This window comes from Sphingomonas sp. BL-S-28 (genome assembly GCF_055521515.1).
Genome location: NZ_CM145484.1, coordinates 408,390 through 426,424 on the forward strand (window position 1 = coordinate 408,390; position 18,035 = coordinate 426,424).

At 66.0% G+C, this 18,035-nt stretch carries 16 protein-coding genes; 8 read left to right on the forward strand and 8 right to left on the reverse strand.

The features are described from left to right. Positions 1 to 22: 22 nt before the first annotated feature. The 5 genes from ACZ1JC_RS10680 to ACZ1JC_RS10700 all read right to left on the reverse strand — a co-directional run bounded on the left by ACZ1JC_RS10680 (position 23) and on the right by ACZ1JC_RS10700 (position 6,232). On the reverse strand, positions 23 to 1,423 hold the full coding sequence (locus ACZ1JC_RS10680) for a sugar transferase (protein ID WP_465136878.1): 1,401 nt from the start codon (positions 1,421 to 1,423) through the stop codon (positions 23 to 25). A 146-nt stretch (positions 1,424 to 1,569) separates the two neighbouring features. Continuing rightward, complete coding sequence (gene holA / locus ACZ1JC_RS10685; protein ID WP_465136877.1) at positions 1,570 to 2,628, reverse strand: DNA polymerase III subunit delta; 1,059 nt, start codon at positions 2,626 to 2,628, stop codon at positions 1,570 to 1,572. Positions 2,629 to 2,652: 24 nt separating this feature from the next. After that, positions 2,653 to 3,150 carry an LPS assembly lipoprotein LptE gene (gene lptE, locus ACZ1JC_RS10690; protein ID WP_465136876.1) on the reverse strand — a complete coding sequence of 166 codons (498 nt, stop codon included), beginning with the start codon at positions 3,148 to 3,150 and terminating at the stop codon, positions 2,653 to 2,655. Further along, complete coding sequence (gene leuS / locus ACZ1JC_RS10695) at positions 3,147 to 5,678, reverse strand: leucine--tRNA ligase (RefSeq protein ID WP_465136875.1); 2,532 nt, start codon at positions 5,676 to 5,678, stop codon at positions 3,147 to 3,149. The genes lptE and leuS overlap by 4 nt, the downstream gene beginning before the upstream one ends. Before the next feature lie 77 nt (positions 5,679 to 5,755). Continuing rightward, a complete protein-coding gene (locus ACZ1JC_RS10700) occupies positions 5,756 to 6,232 on the reverse strand; it encodes a DUF3576 domain-containing protein (RefSeq protein ID WP_465136874.1) in 477 nt (158 codons plus the stop codon). A gap of 333 nt (positions 6,233 to 6,565) precedes the next feature. On the opposite strand from ACZ1JC_RS10700, the gene ACZ1JC_RS10705 reads away from it, so the two are divergent. Further along, the gene (locus tag ACZ1JC_RS10705; RefSeq protein ID WP_465136873.1) at positions 6,566 to 7,333 is read left to right on the forward strand and encodes a hypothetical protein; all 768 of its coding nucleotides are present in this window, start codon (positions 6,566 to 6,568) and stop codon (positions 7,331 to 7,333) included. A 169-nt stretch (positions 7,334 to 7,502) separates the two neighbouring features. Then, complete coding sequence (phbB, locus tag ACZ1JC_RS10710) at positions 7,503 to 8,225, forward strand: acetoacetyl-CoA reductase (RefSeq protein ID WP_465136872.1); 723 nt, start codon at positions 7,503 to 7,505, stop codon at positions 8,223 to 8,225. 45 nt (positions 8,226 to 8,270) lie between these two features. Here phbB and ACZ1JC_RS10715 read toward each other — a convergent pair whose 3' ends face one another. Together ACZ1JC_RS10715 and ACZ1JC_RS10720 are read right to left on the reverse strand one after the other, a co-directional pair. Then, the gene (locus tag ACZ1JC_RS10715) at positions 8,271 to 8,699 is read right to left on the reverse strand and encodes an HIT family protein (protein WP_465136871.1); all 429 of its coding nucleotides are present in this window, start codon (positions 8,697 to 8,699) and stop codon (positions 8,271 to 8,273) included. A gap of 14 nt (positions 8,700 to 8,713) precedes the next feature. Beyond that, positions 8,714 to 9,862 carry a CDP-alcohol phosphatidyltransferase family protein gene (locus ACZ1JC_RS10720; protein WP_465136870.1) on the reverse strand — a complete coding sequence of 383 codons (1,149 nt, stop codon included), beginning with the start codon at positions 9,860 to 9,862 and terminating at the stop codon, positions 8,714 to 8,716. 215 nt (positions 9,863 to 10,077) lie between these two features. Here ACZ1JC_RS10720 and ACZ1JC_RS10725 point away from each other — a divergent pair, with 215 nt between their 5' ends. From ACZ1JC_RS10725 to ACZ1JC_RS10735, 3 genes are all read left to right on the forward strand, one after another. After that, complete coding sequence (locus tag ACZ1JC_RS10725; protein WP_465136869.1) at positions 10,078 to 11,124, forward strand: diacylglycerol/lipid kinase family protein; 1,047 nt, start codon at positions 10,078 to 10,080, stop codon at positions 11,122 to 11,124. A 74-nt stretch (positions 11,125 to 11,198) separates the two neighbouring features. Then, positions 11,199 to 12,122: a hypothetical protein gene (locus tag ACZ1JC_RS10730; protein ID WP_465136868.1), complete on the forward strand. Its 924-nt coding sequence runs from the start codon at positions 11,199 to 11,201 to the stop codon at positions 12,120 to 12,122. Then, complete coding sequence (locus tag ACZ1JC_RS10735; protein ID WP_465136867.1) at positions 12,119 to 12,883, forward strand: nucleotidyltransferase family protein; 765 nt, start codon at positions 12,119 to 12,121, stop codon at positions 12,881 to 12,883. Before ACZ1JC_RS10730 ends, ACZ1JC_RS10735 begins: the two co-directional genes overlap by 4 nt. Before the next feature lie 45 nt (positions 12,884 to 12,928). On the opposite strand, the gene ACZ1JC_RS10740 is transcribed toward ACZ1JC_RS10735, so the two are convergent. After that, positions 12,929 to 13,444: a DUF2141 domain-containing protein gene (locus ACZ1JC_RS10740; RefSeq protein ID WP_465148410.1), complete on the reverse strand. Its 516-nt coding sequence runs from the start codon at positions 13,442 to 13,444 to the stop codon at positions 12,929 to 12,931. Between the two features lie 257 nt (positions 13,445 to 13,701). Between ACZ1JC_RS10740 and rpe the strand changes: the two genes are divergently transcribed. From rpe to purH, 3 genes are all read left to right on the forward strand, one after another. Continuing rightward, positions 13,702 to 14,364: a ribulose-phosphate 3-epimerase gene (gene rpe / locus ACZ1JC_RS10745; protein ID WP_465136865.1), complete on the forward strand. Its 663-nt coding sequence runs from the start codon at positions 13,702 to 13,704 to the stop codon at positions 14,362 to 14,364. 28 nt (positions 14,365 to 14,392) lie between these two features. Beyond that, positions 14,393 to 16,327, forward strand: a complete 1,935-nt coding sequence (locus ACZ1JC_RS10750; protein ID WP_465136864.1) for a heparinase II/III family protein — start codon at positions 14,393 to 14,395, stop codon at positions 16,325 to 16,327. Positions 16,328 to 16,440: 113 nt separating this feature from the next. After that, a complete protein-coding gene (gene purH, locus ACZ1JC_RS10755; protein ID WP_465136863.1) occupies positions 16,441 to 18,033 on the forward strand; it encodes a bifunctional phosphoribosylaminoimidazolecarboxamide formyltransferase/IMP cyclohydrolase in 1,593 nt (530 codons plus the stop codon). The last annotated feature ends 2 nt before the right edge of the window (positions 18,034 to 18,035 follow it).

Consider the following 18,035-nt stretch of genomic DNA (forward strand, 5'->3'; position numbering starts at 1 on the left):
TGCGCGTCCGAAGGACGGTCGATCAGAATGCCCGATCGTGCACGAGTACCCGCAAGGTCAGGAACAGGATCTGCAGATCGCGCATGATCGTCCAGCCCTCCAGGTATTCGAGGTCGGACTGGAGGCGGTTGACGAGATCCGATTCATGGTCGGTCGCCCCCCGGAAGCCGCGCACTTGCGCCAGGCCGGAAAGGCCGGGCTTCAGTGAGTGGCGCTGCCAGTATCGCAAGTCCACTTCCCAGAACAGCTTGTCGCCCGCCAGCGATCCCGTCGCATGGGGACGCGGCCCCACCAGGCTCATGTCCCCCAGCAGCACGTTGAACAGCTGCGGCAGTTCGTCGATGCTGGTGCGGCGGATGAAGCGGCCGATCGCGGTGATGCGCTGATCGTCCTTTGAGGCGGACTGGTTGCCATCCTCATCGCACAAGGTCTGCGTCATCGATCGGAACTTGTACATGTTGAAGAAGCGGTTGCCGCGGCCCATCCGGCGCTGGGTGAAGAACACCGGGCCGCCGTCCTGGAATTTCACCGCCAGCGCGACGACCAGCATCAGCGGCGACAGCGCAAGGATCGCACTGCCGGCAAAGGCCACGTCGAAAATCCGCTTGATCGCGCGTTCGCGCAGGCCCAGCGGCCCCGCCGAAACCAGCAGCAGGCCGTGGTTGGCCGCGACCCGCGCACCCTGCGCGCCCAGCCGCGCCACTTCGTCGTCCAGCACTTCGCCATCGACGTTCGCGCCCTTCAGGATCATCGCCCAGCTGCTGCGGCGATCGGCCGGGCAGCTGATGATCACGCGATCGATGTTGCGAAGCACCAGGCCGAGACGGTCGAGCGCATGGGGATCGGTGAGATCCGGCCGCAGGCCCATCGCCGCGGCGGAGACCCTGATCGCGCCGGGCAGGCGCAGCTGCGGACCGCCATCGTCGATGATAAGTTCGTTGATCACATTGGCACCGACGCGCCACCGCACAAAGCTGCGCAGTTGCAATCGCGACCATGCCAGCAGCACCATCGCCAGGATCACGCCGCCGCTGAAAGCGCCGCGCGACGATTCGCTGGACGATTTCATCAGGAACTGGACGAAGACAACCACCGCCACTGCGACCAGGATCGCCGCCTGCGCACGCAGCACGCCGCGCCAGCCTTCGCGCAGCGCGCAAGTGGAGTAGGAACCGTTGTAAAGCGCCAAAGTCAGGAAGATCGGCAGCAGCACCTGGCCATAGACCATGGAGCGCATCGCCCCGTCGTTCATGTCATAAAGCCAGCCGGCCGCCAGAAACCCTGCGGCCAGCGAAACGATATCGGAAACGATCAGGACGAGGTAACACTGAAGGCGGCGCCGCTCCAACGAGGGAGCGACGAGCAACTCGTCTGCCTCTGGCCGTTGCCGTGCCTGCAGAGATACCGCGAATGGCGCGTTCACTCGTTCAACACTCCCCATTGCCGCATCCCCGTTCCGGAAACGACGTCGTCGAAACCTATCGCGACCTGTGCGAACGGGATTCAATGCTGCGGTGCAATAGCAATGTGACCCTATAAGGGTAATGCGTAAGGGGGAAGAACGTTAGGTTAAGCCGTTCTATTTGTCCGATGTTCTACATCAAGACATGCCGTGCGCGCAATTTCCAGTAAGCCCTGGGACAATAACAGTTCCGAATCCTGACTATTGCCAAGCAAGGATTGGTGCATCGCAACAAGGCGCGCCACCAGTCGCGCGAGTCGCGGACCGCGCCAAATGCGCAGTTGGGCGGACAGTGCGGGCTTGTCTTTCCAGAACACGCGGCGCGCCGCCGCTTCGGCTTCCAGCAAGGCACCGACGTCTCCGCCCTGCCCCAGCCGCGCATTGAGCCCGGCCAGTTGCGCCGCCCGGCGTTCGAAGGCCAGCAGCAAGCCCACGGGGTTGATCCCCTGGTCCTTCATGCGCTTCAGCTCGGGGCCGATCGCCGCGCGCTTTCCGCCCAGAACGGCATCGACCAGCGGCGAAAAGTCGTCATCCTCGGTCGACGCGCCGATCGCGTCCAGATCGCCTGCCGACACCGCGCGCGGCGTTTCCGGCAGGGCATCCAGATAGAGCGCCAGCTTGGTCACTTCGGACCGTGCCAGCCGCGTATCGAGCCCGGCGCCGCGGGCGATCCGTTCCGCCAGTTCGCTGCCCAGCTTCAGCCCGGCGCCGTTGGCCATGGTGCGCACGGCGGCGGCCACGGTGCCGAGATCGGGCGGATGGAACATCGTCACCAGCGCATCGCCGCGCGCGGCCAGCAGCTTTGCGGTGCGCGACTTGTCGGTGGCGCCGGTGGCGACGATCAGCACCGGGCAGGAATCGACCGGATTCTCGATCAGGATCTGCACCGCGTCATGGGCCTCATCGCCCTGCGCGCGCACCCAGATATGCCGGTCGGTACCGCCGAACAGCGAATTCGAGCGCGCCTCGTCGCCCAGCCGGACCGGATCCTTGCGCAATTCCGCGCCGGTCATCTCGACGCGTTCGCCCGGCGCCGCGAGCAGCGAGACGATCTTCTCGGCCGCGTCGCTGCAGCCGGCCTCGTCCGGGCCGCAGAAGAAGAACACCCGCGCCTGCTGGGCCGCGCGCGCGGCCATGCCGGCAAAATCCTTGCGGGTCGCCTTCACCGGTCGCGGGCCTTCACGGCGGGGTCACTGATGCGTATCGCCCCGCAGCCGCAGCGCGACCCCGGTGACGATGCGCGATGCGACATCCTTGGAGAGATTTTCCAGCGCGGTCTGTTCCGCCGCGATCGTCGCATAGTCGGACGATACGACGTCGATACCGGCATCCGATGCCGCCGTGGCGTCCAGCACGATCTCGCCGCTGGACACGTCGACCAATTGGTAACGCGCGCGCAGGGTGCGGCGTTCGCGGCTGATCGTATCGTCCGACAGCAATGCCAGGCCTTCCAGCTTGTCGTCCAGACGAACGTCGAGCCGATACTTGGCGGCGGAGCCGGTCTTGCCTGCGCCCAGTTGGTCGACCAGTGCATTGCGCACCAGCCAACCGGCGCGTCCCTCGATCGCCGAGACCTGCACATCAGAAAGGCCGCGCGCGATCGCGCCGCTGCCTCCCCCCGCATACATCGGGGTGAGGCCGCAGCCGGAGAGCAGCACGGCTCCGAGAAGGACGCTCAGGCGCTTCACGCGACGAGATTTACCAGTCGGTCGGGAACGACGATCACTTTTCTCACCTCGGCGCCATCGAGTGCACGCTGCACTTTCTCGCTGGCAAGGGCAAGCGCTTCAAGCTCTTCCTTGGACGTGCCCTTGGCAACGGTCAGCGTATCACGCAGCTTGCCCTTCACCTGAACGGCCACGGTCACTTCGTCCTCGACCAGCAGTGCCGGATCGACTTCGGGCCATGCCGCCTGCGCCACGAGACCTTCTCCGAAAGTGGCGAAAGCCTCTTCGGCAAGGTGCGGCATCATCGGCGAGACGAGCAGCAGAACCGTGCGGATCGCGTTCGAACGGCTGGCCGAAGGGGCCGCCTTCTCGACCGCGCCGGTCAGTTCGTAGATGCGCGCCACGGCCTTGTTGAAGCCCAGCGATTCGATGTCCGAAGCGACAGCGGCCACCGTCTGGTGCGCCTTGCGGTCGATCGCCTTGTCCTCGCCAGTCGCCGCAGCGTCGTACTGGGCGAACAGACGCCACAGGCGCTGGACGAAGCGGCCGCAGCCCTCGATGCCGGCTTCCGACCACGGCAGGTCGCGTTCCGGCGGGCTGTCGGACAGCATGAACCAGCGGATCGCGTCGGCACCATAGGTCGCGACGATCTCGTCGGGGTCGACGACGTTCTTCTTCGACTTCGACATCTTGATGACGCGGCCGATCTCGACCGGGGCGCCATCGGCCTTCAGCGTTGCACTTTCGCTGCCGCGCTCGATCTCGCCGGGCGAGAAGTAGACCGGCTGGCCGTTGGCATCGTTGATGCGGAAATAGGTCTCGTGCGTGACCATGCCCTGCGTGAACAGGCTGGCGAAGGGTTCCGTGACCTCGACCTTGCCGATGCGGGCCAGCGCGCGCGTCCAGAAGCGGGCGTAGAGCAAGTGCAGGATCGCATGCTCGATGCCGCCGATGTACTGTTCCACCGGCAGCCATTCGGCGATCTTGGCCGGATCGAACGGGCGATCTTCGGGCTGGCTGGCGAAGCGCAGGAAGTACCACGAAGAGTCGACGAAAGTGTCGAGCGTGTCGGTCTCGCGGCGCGCGGCGTGGCCGCACTGCGGGCAATCGACATGCTTCCAGGTCGGGTGGCGGACCAGCGGGTTGCCGGGGGTCGAGAAATCGACATCCTCGGGCAGCGTGACCGGCAGGTGCTTCTTGGGCACCGGCACCACGCCGCAAACCTCGCAGTGGATGAACGGGATCGGCGTACCCCAATAGCGCTGGCGCGAAACGCCCCAGTCGCGCAGGCGCCACACGGTCTTGCCCTCACCCCAACCTTCCGCCTCGGCGCGCGCGATGACGGCGGCCTTGGCGTCCTTCACGGCCATGCCGTTGAGGAAGTCGGAATGGACACAGACGCCGTCACCGGCCTCGGACTCGCCATCGAACGGCTTGTCGGCATCGGCCTCGCTCGCCGCGACGACGCGCAGGATCGGCAAGCCGTACTTGGTGGCGAATTCGAAGTCGCGCTGGTCGTGGCCCGGAACGGCCATGACCGCGCCGGTGCCGTAGTCCATCAGCACGAAGTTGGCGATGTAGACCGGCAGGTCGGCGCCCGTGAACGGGTGCCTGGCCTTGATGCCGGTATCGAAGCCCAGCTTCTCGGCAGTTTCCAGTTCGGCCGCGGTGGTGCCGCCCTGCTTGCACAGCGCGATGAATTCCTCGACCTCGGGGCGGCCGACGGCAGCCGCCTGCGCGATCGGGTGATCGGCGGCGACGGCCACGAAGCTGGCACCGAAGATCGTGTCCGGGCGGGTCGAGTAGACTTCCACCGAACCGATGCCGCCCACTTCGGCGGTCAGGTCGAACTTGAACTGCAGGCCTTGGCTCTTGCCGATCCAGTTCTCCTGCATCGTGCGGACCTTCTCAGGCCACTTGTCGAGCGTGGAGAGGCCTTCCAGCAGTTCGTCCGCGAAGTCGGTGATCTTGAGGAACCACTGGGAGAGCTTGCGCTTCTCCACCAGCGCGCCCGAGCGCCAACCGCGCCCGTCGATCACCTGCTCGTTGGCGAGCACGGTCTGATCGACCGGATCCCAGTTGACCGCCGATTCCTTGCGGTAGACCAGGCCATTCTCATAGAGATCGATGAACAGCGCCTGCTCGTGGCCGTAGTATTCCGGCTCGCAGGTGGCGATTTCGCGGCTCCAGTCGAGCGCGAAGCCCAGGCGCTTCAGCTGCGCCTTCATGTTGGCGATGTTCTCGCGCGTCCAGCCGCCGGGGTGGACGCCCTTTTCCATGGCCGCGTTCTCGGCAGGCATACCGAAGGCGTCCCAGCCCATCGGGTGGAGCACTTCGTGGCCGGTCATGCGCTTGTAGCGCGCCAGCACGTCGCCCATCGTGTAGTTGCGGACATGGCCGATATGGATGCGTCCCGAAGGATAAGGGAACATCTCAAGCACGAAGCTGCGGGGCTTCGACGAAGTATCGTCAGCCTTGAAGCACTGGGCTTCGTCCCACGCAGCCTGCCAGCGCGTGTCCGCCTGAGCCGGGTCGAACCGCTCGGTCATTTCTATCAGGTCTCCTGCGGGCGGCTTTCGCCCGCGCCATTGAATCCGCGGGCCGGATCAGCCCGCGGGAAAATAAATCAGCCGCCGATCGAATCGCGACGCAGGTCGCGGGCGCGGGTGAGGATGATGTCCTCAAGCTTCTGCACGGTGGCCGCCTGAACCGGCGCCGCCGTCCAGCCGCCACCGGCCGAAACTTCGCGCTGCGCGGTAACGCGCAGGGCATCGGCGCGCAGATCTTTGTCGAGGATCATCACGGTGACCTTGACGCGCTCGCCCGGGTTCTTGGGGTTGGTGTACCAGTCGGTGACGAGCACGCCGCCGGCGCTGTCGGACTGGAGAAGCGGCATGAACGACAGCGAATCGAGGCTGGCGCGCCACAGGTAGCTGTTGACGCCGATGGTGGTGACCATCGAAGGGGCAGCCGCAGCAGACTTGACCTGCTTCTCTTTCCGGCCGCCACCGCAGCCCGCCAGTGCAAGCGCCGCAACGGCACAAAAGCCCGCAGTTGCCAGCGATCGAGCGGTGAAGAGGCCCTTGTCGGTGCTGCCTGTCATGTCGTTTCCAGTTCCTGTCTCGGCACCACCCGCCGAAACACCGACGGTTGCCATCCAAACGCCTCTATAGCCGCCGTTGCCCGGGCGGCAAGAGTGGCCGCATCGGCAGACCGGCTAAACGGTAGATGCGTTAAACGCCACCTGAACGCGCCCGCCGTTTCGCCAGCCCGTTTCTCTCGCCCGTCGCGCCCTCTCCCGCTTTCGATCATCATGTGTTAAGGTGCGCTGGTGAGGATTGGCAGCTATGTCGGCCGCCTCCACAGAACAAGCGCGCTTGCCACGCTGGGCGGGCATGCGGCACGAACAGGGTGAAGGGCCGTTCAGGACGTCACGATGGAACTGCAACGCAAACGCACGTCGAGAGGCGGCATGAAGGCGAGCGTCATGCTGGCCGGCTGTGTCTGCGTGCTCGCGCTGCCCAGCGCGGTGCTGGCGTTCTCCACCACTTTCCGCGAAGCGCAGCGGCCCGATACCTCCATCGATTCGCTGGACCCCGATACGTCGAACGAAAATCTTTCGCGCGTGATCGCCATGCGTTCGCTGGGCAAGGGGCAGCCGTTTCCTTTTACGCCGGCCGGCACCCCCAATCGCCCCGATCGCGCGGTGACGGTGGCGGTGCGCGTGGACGATGCGGCAGCCCAGTCGATCATCGTCGTGCACAATCGCATCCAGGTCGCGCGGACGGATACCGATGCAGGCGGCCTGCGCATCGCACCGACGGCATTCAACCTCGGCGTTTCGCGCGGCTACCAGAACTTCTCGCCGGACGTGGCGCAAACCCAGGCAGCCCCACCGGCCCACGCGCTGGCCGACGCGCCCGAATTGCGCAAATTCAGCCTTGCCGCCAATGCCGCGGATCCGGCCGAATCGCGCTTTTCCCCCCGCATCTCGATCGACGAGAAGCGCCCGCCGGGCCGCGCGCCCCACACTTTCGCGGGTGAGGCCGGCGAGGTGGATCTTGGCGGCTCCTACCGCCTGACCAAGAACCTCGATGTCACCGCAGGCGTGCGCTATTCGCAAGATCGCGAGCGTCTCGTGCCACTGACCGACGGCAAGCAGGATTCGCAGGCCATCTATCTGGGCACGCAATTCCGGTTCTGACGGCCCTAAAGGCGGTTCATTACAGTTTCCTTTCACGCAATCACAGTTGCGCTCGTCTCAATCATTTCGGCGCAAATAAGCCTCTTGCGCGGTGGCGTTCCGCTTGTGCTGACCTTGCGCATTTCCTAGCCTGCCTCCCGGTGGATGCACTGAAGCGAAAGGCTTGAGAATGGCGCGTGTTGCGATCGTTACCGGCGGTACCCGGGGCATTGGCGAGGCTATCTCGCTCGCCCTCAAGGAACGTGGACATACCGTAGTTGCAAATTACGCAGGCAATGAGGAGAAGGCCCGCGCCTTCACCGAAAGGACTGGCATCCCCGCCTACAAGTGGGACGTGGGCGATCATGAGGCGGTGCTGGCCGGCGTGGCCGAAGTCACCGAAAAGCACGGCCCGGTCGATATCGTCATCAACAATGCCGGCATCACGCGCGACGGCGTGCTGCACAAGATGACGTTCGACGATTGGAACGACGTCATGCGCATCAACCTGGGCGGCTGTTTCAACATGGCCAAAGCCACATTCCAGGGCATGCGCGATCGCGGCTGGGGCCGCATCGTCAACATCGGCTCTATCAACGGCCAGGCCGGCCAGTACGGGCAGGTAAACTACGCCGCCGCCAAGTCCGGCATCCATGGCTTCACCAAGGCGCTGGCACAGGAAGGCGCCAAGTTCGGCGTCACCGTCAATGCCATCGCGCCGGGCTATATCGATACCGACATGGTGGCCGCCGTGCCGCCGCCGGTGTTGGAGAAGATCGTCGCCAAGATTCCGGTGGGCCGCCTTGGCAGCGCTTACGAGATCGCGCGCGGCTGCGCGTTCCTCTGCTCTGAAAATGCGGCTTTCGTGACCGGATCGACGCTGTCGATCAACGGCGGCCAGCACATGTATTGATGGCGATTGGCGCAGGGAGCATCGGCTTCCTGCGCCATCGACCGCTTATCGGAACAGCGGCTTCAGCCACGCGACCAGCGCGGCGAGATCAGGGCCTTCCAGTGCAACCGCATGGCCAAGGTCAGGCACTTTCGGCCAGCCGCAATCGACGAATTCGCGCCCCTGCCACTCGCGCACGCCTTCGTAGCGCGGGATAACGTGGAAGTGGACGTGCGGGTCCACCATCATCAGCATCAGGTAATTGAGCTTCGCATAGCCGACCGCTTCGGCCAGCGCGCGCTCGATCGCGCCCGTCGCCTGCTTGAGTTCGGCATGGGCCTCCGCCGGCAGATCGCCGAACGCCGTGGCCTCGCTCTTCGCAGCCAGCACCAGCGAGCCCAGCGTGGGCTGCGCGGGGCGGGCCAGAACCACCCAGTGATCGAATTCCGCGACGAGGCTCGCCGGGAAACCGAACTTTTCCATCGTCGCGTTCATCGCATCTTCTCCCTTCAGGAATCCGCCAGCCAGGAGGTGATCTTGCCGCCCTGCCCGCGCACGATCCAGGCCTGCACCAGCCGCACCGCGTGGACCAGGCAGGAAATCACCGTCCACCACGCCACCGCGATCAGGCCCAGATCGGGCCGCGAGAACAGCATAGAGACGAACAGGATCACCATGTTCGGGTTGCGGCGCGCAGTGATCAGGCGGAACTGGCTATCGAATTTGCGCCAGACGTGGATGTGCATCATGCCGTTCTGGCGCATGAACACGCCTTCGATCAGGCGCTGCACCAGATAGCCGCCCTGAATCGCGGCCTGCACCAGCCAGAAGGTCGTGCTGTCATAGCCCAGACCCCAGTAAGTCAGCCCGGTCGCCCAGAACCACCACCAGAAGGGCGGGTGGACCAGATCCATGCCGTGATCGAACACGTTGCCCCAGGCCGAAGAGGTGATCGTGCAGCGCGCCAGCTTGCCGTCCACCGTATCCAGCACCATGAACACCAGCCCCAACGCCATGCCCAACCAATAGTGGCCGTAGGCGAAGAGCACGGTGGCGATCACGCAGAACACCGCGCCAACGGTCGTGACCATGTTCGGGGTGATGTGCAGCTTTGCGCAGATGCGCGTCAGCACCAGCGCCCATTCGGGCCAGAGGTACTTGGTCAGTACATCGGTCACGCCCTTGTAGGCACCGAAATAGCTGGCCCGCTCGATCGGGCGCACGCTGTCGCCGGTCAAGGCCATCAGGAACGGCGTCTCGCGCTTGCGCAGCTGCTTGTTTTCGATGGTCGGTCCGCTCTCGAACGCAACCACATCCATTCCGGACGAATCGGTGAGCGCGAATCCGGTGCGCATGGCCGCCGCGATTCGCCCGGATTGGTCAGAATCGGCCGCGTGGGCCAGGACGGGCACGCCCCCCAGCGTCAGCACCATTCCCGGCCGCTCCGCAACATGGCGGAACCACGCGGGGTCCCACGCGAAAACGGCGTTCGCCAGGATTGCGGCGCCTGCCGGCGGCGCGTCGGCGCTCTCGCAGCCATTCGCGCGGGCAATTCGCGCCGTCCGCTGGGTCATGGTAAGACCCCAGAGTTTCAGAGGGTTATCGCCGATCGTGACGACGATCGGACGGGACTGGGGGGAGTTTTCCGTATCGGCCATGTCACTGGCCGTAATCTTTCCCGACCGATTTGGAAATGCGGCAAAGCGTTTTACCCTGTCCCGCTCCGCCGCGCGCTCCGCAACCGGCTTGCAGGAAATGCGCAATTTGTTGCCGGAATTTCAACGCCCGGAAAACCGCCATAGAACTGTAACTTGAATGTGTCAGGGAATGTTTCTTGGTGATTTCCGGGGCGGGTGACACTACATAGGCTCCCGTGTACGGAACAATCTACGAATTCGAAACGCTGCCGACCATCGGTGAGCAAAGCTCTCGCCGGGCCCCCCGCCCGGTGCGCCAGTCGCGCCGTGGCCGCGCAGTGCCGCTCGTCGGCATCATCCGCAATCCCCGCAGCCATCGCAACAAGGGCCACGCGCCCGAGATGGAGGATTGCTCCAACATCCTGACGGAAACCCCGCGCACGCGCATCGATCTCTATCGCGTGCTCGAAAGCTTCGCCCAGCGCGGGATCGACTATCTCGTGGTCGACGGCGGCGATGGCACCGTGCGTGACGTGCTGACCTGCGGCGCCGATATTTTCGGCAACCACTGGCCCACGTTCATCGTCCTGCCCAAGGGCAAGACCAATGCGCTGGCGATCGATCTCGGCCTGCCGAACCAGTGGTCGCTTGCCGAAGCACTGGCGGCCGCCCATCGCGGCAATACGCTGGTTCGCGCGCCCTTGCGCATTTCCTCGCGGGACGGCAGCTCCGGCTGCATCCAGGGCTTCATCTTTGGCACCGGCGCCTTTGCGCTGGCCACGAAGGCGGGCCAGGAAGCCCACCGTCGCGGCGCCTTCAACAGCTTTGCCGTCGGCCTGACCGTGCTCTGGGGTATCATCCAGACGCTGTTCGGCCGCGCCGGCAATCCGTGGCGCGCCAGCACGCCGACCCGTCTGATCGACCATCGCAGTGGCCGCGACCTGCCTTACAACGGCAAGGGCAACCCGCACGAGCGGTTCATGACGGTGGCCACGACGTTCGAACAGTTCCCGCTGGGCGCAAGACCGTTCGGCAGCAAGGTTGCCTCGGGCATGAAGCTGGCGGTGATCGACTGGCCGGTACGCTGGATGATGGCCATGCTGCCGGTGATCCTGATGTTCGGCATCATGGGCCGTTTCCTGGACCGCAGCGGCGCGCATCGCTTCGCCACCAGCGCGATCGATCTCGACATCGACGGGCCGTTCATCCTGGATGGGGAGGCCTTCCCCTCCGGCAACTACGTGCTCGAAGAAGGGCCCGCGATCACTTTCGTGGTGCCCTGAGCCCTCGGCAATGCCATCCCGCAATACTGGCCCCGACTCTTGATTTCGGGGCTGGCTTGCCCGAGCATGAAGGCATGACGGACATCTCCAGCGAACCCCTGGAAACGCGTGTGCGCAAGGCGCTCGGCCGCGCTGTGGTGGTGGAAGTGCGCGCCTTCGCCGAACGCTTGGCGCACGCCACGCCGGGCACGGCGGCCGTGCTTTTCTACGGCTCCAACTTGCGCACCGGATCACTGGAAGGCGTACTGGATTTCTACGTGCTGACCGATGGGCCGCAAGTGGAGAAGATCTGGCCGCGCGTCAGCTATCACGAGTGGGAACGCGAAGGCGTGACCCTGCGCGCCAAAGTCGCGACGATGGCACTGGAAACCTTCCGCGCCGCCGCCGCCGGCGAACTGGTCGACACCACGATCTGGGCGCGCTTCGTCCAGCCGAGCGGCCTTGCCTGGCAGCGCAATGCGGTTGCCGCCGACAGCGTGGCCAAGGCCGTTTCCGGTGCGGCCCGCACCGCCAGCCGCCTTGCCGTCGCGCTCGGCCCCGATCGAGGCACGGCGGAGGATTACTGGCGCGCCTTGTTCCGCGCGACTTACGCCGCAGAGTTCCGCGTCGAGAAGGCGGGGCGCGAGGATTCGATCCTCTCGGTGAACCGCGAGCATTTCGACGGGCTGCTGCCGCTGGCGCTGGAGGCCGACGGCATTGCCTTCGCGCGGGAGGCCGATGGCACGATCCAGCCGCAACTCGCCGCCGCCGAGCGTCAGAAGACACTCGGTTGGTGGGCGCATCGCCGGCGGATGGGCAAGCCTTACAACGTGCTGCGCCTGCTCAAGGCCTCCACCACATTCGAAGGCGCCGCGCGCTATGCCGCGTGGAAGATCGAGCGGCACACCGGCATTCCCGTGCGGCTGACGCCGTGGCGCGAACGCCATCCCGTGCTCGCCGCGCCCGGCGTGCTTTGGCAGGTCTGGCGCGCGAAGAAGGCGCGGGAGCGGCTGGCATGATGGATCGCCCGCACGCGGCGCTGGTCCTCGCCGGCTCGCGTCCCGGCGCGCCCGATCCGGTCGCCGCCAGCGAGGGCACCAGCCACAAGGCGCTGGTGGAGATCGCCGGCAAGCCGATGCTCGCGCATGTCGTCGGCGCGCTCCGGCAGAGCCGCGTCGAACGGATCGCCGTGGTCGCCAACGACCCGGCAGTGATCGCGCTGGCGCAGGCCCTTGGCTGCGAAGTGATCCCCGCCGAAGCCGGCCCCAGCGCCAGCGTCGCCGCGGGGCTGGAACACCTTGGCGCGCCGATGTTGGTGACGACCTCGGATCACGCCCTGCTGCGTAGCGCATGGGTGGACGATTTCATTGCCGATACCCCCGCCGATGCGGACGTTGCCGTGCTGCTGGCCCGGCGCGAGGCTATCGAACAGGCCATGCCCGGATCGAAGCGCACTTATCTGCGCTTTGCCGATGGCGACTGGTCCGGCTGTAACCTGTTCCTGCTGAACACGCCGCGCGCAGAAACCGCCATCGATACCTGGAAACTGGTGGAGGCCGACCGCAAGCGGCCCTGGCGGATCGCCGCAAGGCTGGGGGTCGGCATCCTGATCGGCTATGCGCTGGGCCGGCTGACGCTGGCCGGCGCCCTGGCGCGGCTGGGCGACAAGATCGGCGTTTCCGCCCGCCTTGTCGCCGCAAGGGACGGTCTGGCGGCGGTGGACGTCGACAAGCCATCCGATCTGGCCGACGCCCGCGCCATTCTTTCGACGCGGGCTTAACGGCACCTAACCGCACCTAGAGTGCCCCAACGGGCACTCAAGCCATCACATGTAGCGCATCTGCACCCGGATCGACTTCACTTCGTTGCCCACCGGCACACCGACTTTGGTGTAGCTGGGCTTGCCGAGGTTGAAGATGCTGATCGGCGGATTGTTGGACATCGCCCCGCCATCGCTGCTGATGTCGGTCTTGCCGTTGTCGTTGACGTCATGACGCACGGCGATGCCGTAAGTGCCGCTGGCCGGCAGGGGCACGCAGAAGGTCATCGTGCCTGCCTTCGCCGGCACTTCCATGCGCGATATCCACTTGCCGGACTGCAACCAGTCCGCCGCCGTCGCGCGGTAGCTCTGGACGCGGATCGATCCGCTCGATGCCTTGATTCCGTCCACGGTGACCAGCAGTGCCGGCCCCTTGTCGGCCCGGCACAGGCTCATGTCGTTGCGGATTTCCTCATGCGGGCGCACCGCCGCGCCGGCGGAAACCGCCAGCCCGATCGCTGTTACGGCAGCCACCGCGGCGCGAATGGCAGTGCGGGAAAAATGCAGTTGCTTCATAGTCATGTCCGGTCCCGTGACCTTGTCCATCTGGCCGATCGCACCGCCGCAAACACCCTCTGCCGCAGGCCGCCGTTTCACGCCAGCGAATTGGCAGCCGGGCCGTGAATGCGCACTGAATTGGCAATTCGCGATTGCGCAAGGAAGATCCAGCCGCCAAGGGGCCGTCCTGTTCCATATCGCGTGGTGGAAAAGCGCGGGACCCTGCTTGTCCCCACTACATATGGTGTCTTATTCGTTACCCGTAGGAGTACAGATTTTCCATGACCGTTCCGCTGATCTCTCCGTCGATCCTTTCCGCCGACTTCGCGCGACTTGGCGAAGAAGTCCGCGCGGTCGACGAAGCCGGGGCCGACTGGATCCATGTCGACGTGATGGACGGCCACTTCGTGCCCAACATCACCATCGGCCCGGCCGTGGTGAAGGCGCTGCGCCCGCATTCGGCCAAAGTGTTCGACGTGCACCTGATGATCTCCCCCGTCGATTCCTTCCTTGAGGATTTCGCCGCCGCCGGTGCCGACATCATCACCGTGCACCCCGAAGCCGGCCCGCACGTCCACCGCACCGTCCAGAAGATCAAGTCTCTGGGCAAGAAGGCCGGCATCTCGCTGAACCCTGCCACCCCGGCCAAGATGCTGGACTATCTGATCGACGATATCGATCTGGTCCTGATCATGAGCGTGAACCCCGGCTTCGGCGGCCAGAGCTTCATTTCCAGCCAGCTTCGCAAGATCGAGGCCGTGCGCAAGATGATCGACAAGTCCGGCCGCGAGATTCATCTCGAAGTCGACGGCGGCGTCGATCCCAAGACCGCACCGCTCTGCGTTTCCGCCGGTGCCGACGTGCTGGTGGCGGGTTCCGCCACTTTCCGCGGCGGACCGTCGCACTATGCCGCCAATATCCGGGCGCTCAAGGGACTGGACTGAGCCCTTGGCCACGACGGCTGATCCGCGCATGCAAACCGGGAACCCGGGCGCGGATCGGGCCGTTCCGCTGGCGGCGGAAGCCGAGGAGGACGCGTTGCGCGGTGCATTGAAGCAGGACAGGGCGACCGAAGCCGATGGCATCGGCGCCATTCCCGAAGACGCTGCCCCCGAAGGCCATGGCCTCAACGCCGATCTTCGGCCGGAAACCGGGCCCGAAATTCAGCTGCCCCCCCGCATCGAAGCCGGCCGCGATATCGCGCTGGCCGATTTCTCGCCGCCCTCCACCGGCGCGGCGGACCGCTTCATTCGCTTCGCCTATCGCCTGGGCGTGCCAGCCACGATGCTGACATCGCCGCTGGGCCGCAAGCCTCGCACGCGCCTGCTCGCCACCGTCAGCAATACCCTGCCCGGCAATGCCACTGCCGGCACCGCGCTGCGCGCCGGGCACTTCCTGGTCCACGGTGCCAAGACCCCGATCGCGCAAGTGGACTATGCCGGCGCCGCACGCGTCACCCCGCCGCTGGAGCGCACGGTCCACAGCTTCTCCTGGCTGACCGATCTTGAGGCCTGCGCCCCGCGCGAACAGTGCGTGCCGGTGGCCGAACGCATTCTGACGTCATGGCTGCAAGCCAACCCGGCCCCTCCGTCCAAGCCCGGCAAGGGCCCGGCCTGGGCGGTGGGCAATACCGGCATGCGCCTGATGAACTGGCTGGCCCACGCGCCGCTGATCCTTTCGGGCGACAAGGCGCTGCGCAGCCGCACGCTGGCGCATATCTCGGCAACCGCGCGCTGGCTGGACCGCCATGTGAACCGCGCCGAGGACGGGCTGGCCGAAGTCGCCGGCTGGTGCGCGATCGTCGCCGCGGGCCTGCTGCTGCCCGAAGGCCGGCCGCGCCGCCTCTATGGCGAGGCCGGTCTGGTCAAGGCGCTGGGCGACCTGATGGGCGACGATGGCGGCGTGCTTTCGCGCAGCCCGCTGGCGCAGATGGAGGCGATCACCCTGCTGGTGCGCCTGCGCAATTGCTATCAGGCCACCCGCCGCGATGCCCCGCAGACGGTGGAGCGCGTGGTGGAACTGCTGGTGCCGCCGCTGCTGGCGCTGACCCACGGCGATGGTTCGCTGGGTTCGTGGCAGGGCAGCTGGGCGGTCAGCGCCAGCGATATCGACGATCTGGTCAAGGCCAGCGGCGTGCGCACGCGCCCGCTGCGCGAAGTGCGCCAGTGGGGCTACCAGCGCGTGGCCGCGCAGAAGGCGATCCTGCAGTTCGACACGGCCCCGCCGCCGCTGCCCACCCATGCGCGATATGGCTGCGCCTCCACGCTGGCGTTCGAGCTTTCGCATGGGCGTCACCGGCTGGTCGTCAACTGCGGCGGTGCCGCCAGCGGCGGCGGGCTGGTGCCCGTGCGGCTGGAGCAGGCACTGCGCGCGACCGCGGCCCATTCCACGCTGACCTTGGACGATGCCAATTCCACCGCCGTGCTCATCAACGGCACGATCGGTTCGGGCGTCAGCGAGGTCGATGTCGACCGCAAGACCATGGCGCAGGAAAACGGCGGCAATGCCACGCGGCTGGAAGCCAGCCACAACGGCTATGCCGCGCGCCACGGCCTCAACCACCGCCGCATCCTGATCCTGCGCGACGACGGCAGCGAACTGCGCGGCGAAGACGTGCTGCTGCCCGCCGGTCGCAAGGGCAAGCGCGGCAAAGTGGGCTTCGCGATCCGCTTCCACCTCGGCCCCGAAGTCGAAGTCTCGCCCACCGTCGATGGACAGGGCGCGGCGCTCTCGCTGCCCGATGGCAGCTACTGGCAGTTCCGCAGCACCGCCGGCGACGTGACGATCGAGGATTCGCTGTGGGTGGACGGCATGGGCCGCCCGCAGGCCACGCAGCAGCTGGTGATCCAGGGCATGGTTTCGCGCGGCGGCGGAAACTTCGGTTGGCTTCTCAAGAAAATGCGGTAGTTTCGGCCGGGATACGCCACTGCTTGTGGCTTACCCACCTTGCGGCCTTGGCCCTGTCGACCTAGAGGGCGCGCAAAATCTTTGCCCGCCCCATTCGCAAGAGGCCTCCACTGATGACCGATATCGTTCCGATCCGCCGCGCATTGCTTTCGGTTTCCGACAAGACCGGCCTCGCCGATCTCGGCAAGGCGCTTGCCGCGCGCGGGGTGGAGCTGGTTTCGACCGGCGGCACCGCCAAGGCGCTGCGCGACGCCGGCCTTGAGGTGAAGGACATTTCGGACCTCACCAATTTCCCCGAAATGATGGACGGCCGCGTCAAGACGCTGCACCCCAAGGTCCACGGCGGGTTGCTGGCGGTGCGCGACAATCCGGAACACGCCAAGGCCATGGCCGATCACGAGATCGGCGCGATCGACCTTGTCGTCGTCAATCTCTATCCCTTCGAAGCGACCGTCGCCAAGGGCGCCGACCGTGACGAGATCATCGAGAACATCGACATCGGCGGCCCGTCGATGGTGCGTTCGGCCGCGAAGAACCACGCCTTCGTCGCCATCGTCACCGATCCCAAGGACTACGCCGGCCTGCTGACCGAGCTGGAAACGACCGAGGGCGGCACCACCCTGTCTTTCCGCAAGCTGCTGGCCGCGCGCGCCTATGCGCAGACCGCCGCTTACGATTCGATGATCAGCCAGTGGTTCGCCTTCGCCGATCAGGGCCTTGAGTTCCCCGAGATGCTCAGCGTCAACGGCCGTCTGGCCACCACGCTGCGCTATGGCGAGAACCCGCACCAGAAGGCCGCGCTCTACACGCCGGTCGGCCCGTTCACCAAGGGCCTGGCCCAGGGCGAGCAGGTGCAGGGCAAGGAACTGTCCTACAACAACTACAACGACGCCGATGCCGCCTTCGAACTCGCTGCCGAGTTCAAGGGCCAGGATCCGGCCGTGGTCATCGTCAAGCACGCCAACCCTTGCGGCGTGGCGCAGGGCTCCAGCCTGCTCGAAGCCTGGCAGGGCGCGCTGGCCTGTGACGACGTTTCGGCCTTCGGCGGCATCGTTGCGGTGAACACCACGCTCGACGGTCCGACCGCCGAAGCGATCTGCCAGATCTTCACCGAAGTCGTCGTCGCCCCTGACGCCGACGAGGAAGCGCGTGCCTTCTTCGCCAAGAAGAAGAACCTGCGCCTGCTGCTGACCGGCGGCCTGCCCGATCCGCGCCGCCCCGGCCTGACCGTGAAGCCGATCACCGGCGGTCTGCTGGTGCAGGGCCGCGATGCCGGCGCCATCGGCGTGGGCGACCTGAAGGTGGTGACCAAGCGCGCACCGACCGAGCAGGAACTGAAGGACTGCCTGTTCGCTTGGACGGTGGCCCGCCACGTCAAGTCCAACGCGATCGTCTATGCCAAGGACGGCGTCACCGCCGGCATCGGCGCGGGCCAGATGAACCGCCGCGATTCCTCGCGCATCGCCGCGATGAAGGCTGCCGAAGCGGCCGAGAAGTTCGGCTGGGCGCAGGCGCGCACGGTCGGCTCGGCCGTCGCTTCGGATGCGTTCTTCCCCTTCGCCGACGGTCTGCTGGCCGCGGCCGAGGCAGGCGCCACGGCGGTGATCCAGCCGGGCGGCTCGATCCGTGACGAGGAAGTCATCGCCGCTGCCGACGAGGCCGGTCTGGCGATGGTCTTCACCGGCATGCGCCACTTCAAGCACTAAGC

Coding starts and splice junctions, on each gene's coding strand:
- leuS (WP_465136875.1), bottom strand. CDS start 5,678: ATGACCGAGCGGTTCGACCCGGCTCAGGCGGACACGCGCTGGCAGGCT.
- ACZ1JC_RS10700 (WP_465136874.1), bottom strand. CDS start 6,232: ATGACAGGCAGCACCGACAAGGGCCTCTTCACCGCTCGATCGCTGGCA.
- ACZ1JC_RS10705 (WP_465136873.1), top strand. CDS start 6,566: ATGGAACTGCAACGCAAACGCACGTCGAGAGGCGGCATGAAGGCGAGC.
- phbB (WP_465136872.1), top strand. CDS start 7,503: ATGGCGCGTGTTGCGATCGTTACCGGCGGTACCCGGGGCATTGGCGAG.
- ACZ1JC_RS10715 (WP_465136871.1), bottom strand. CDS start 8,699: ATGAACGCGACGATGGAAAAGTTCGGTTTCCCGGCGAGCCTCGTCGCG.
- ACZ1JC_RS10720 (WP_465136870.1), bottom strand. CDS start 9,862: ATGGCCGATACGGAAAACTCCCCCCAGTCCCGTCCGATCGTCGTCACG.
- ACZ1JC_RS10730 (WP_465136868.1), top strand. CDS start 11,199: ATGACGGACATCTCCAGCGAACCCCTGGAAACGCGTGTGCGCAAGGCG.
- ACZ1JC_RS10735 (WP_465136867.1), top strand. CDS start 12,119: ATGATGGATCGCCCGCACGCGGCGCTGGTCCTCGCCGGCTCGCGTCCC.
- ACZ1JC_RS10740 (WP_465148410.1), bottom strand. CDS start 13,444: ATGACTATGAAGCAACTGCATTTTTCCCGCACTGCCATTCGCGCCGCG.
- rpe (WP_465136865.1), top strand. CDS start 13,702: ATGACCGTTCCGCTGATCTCTCCGTCGATCCTTTCCGCCGACTTCGCG.
- ACZ1JC_RS10750 (WP_465136864.1), top strand. CDS start 14,393: ATGCAAACCGGGAACCCGGGCGCGGATCGGGCCGTTCCGCTGGCGGCG.
- purH (WP_465136863.1), top strand. CDS start 16,441: ATGACCGATATCGTTCCGATCCGCCGCGCATTGCTTTCGGTTTCCGAC.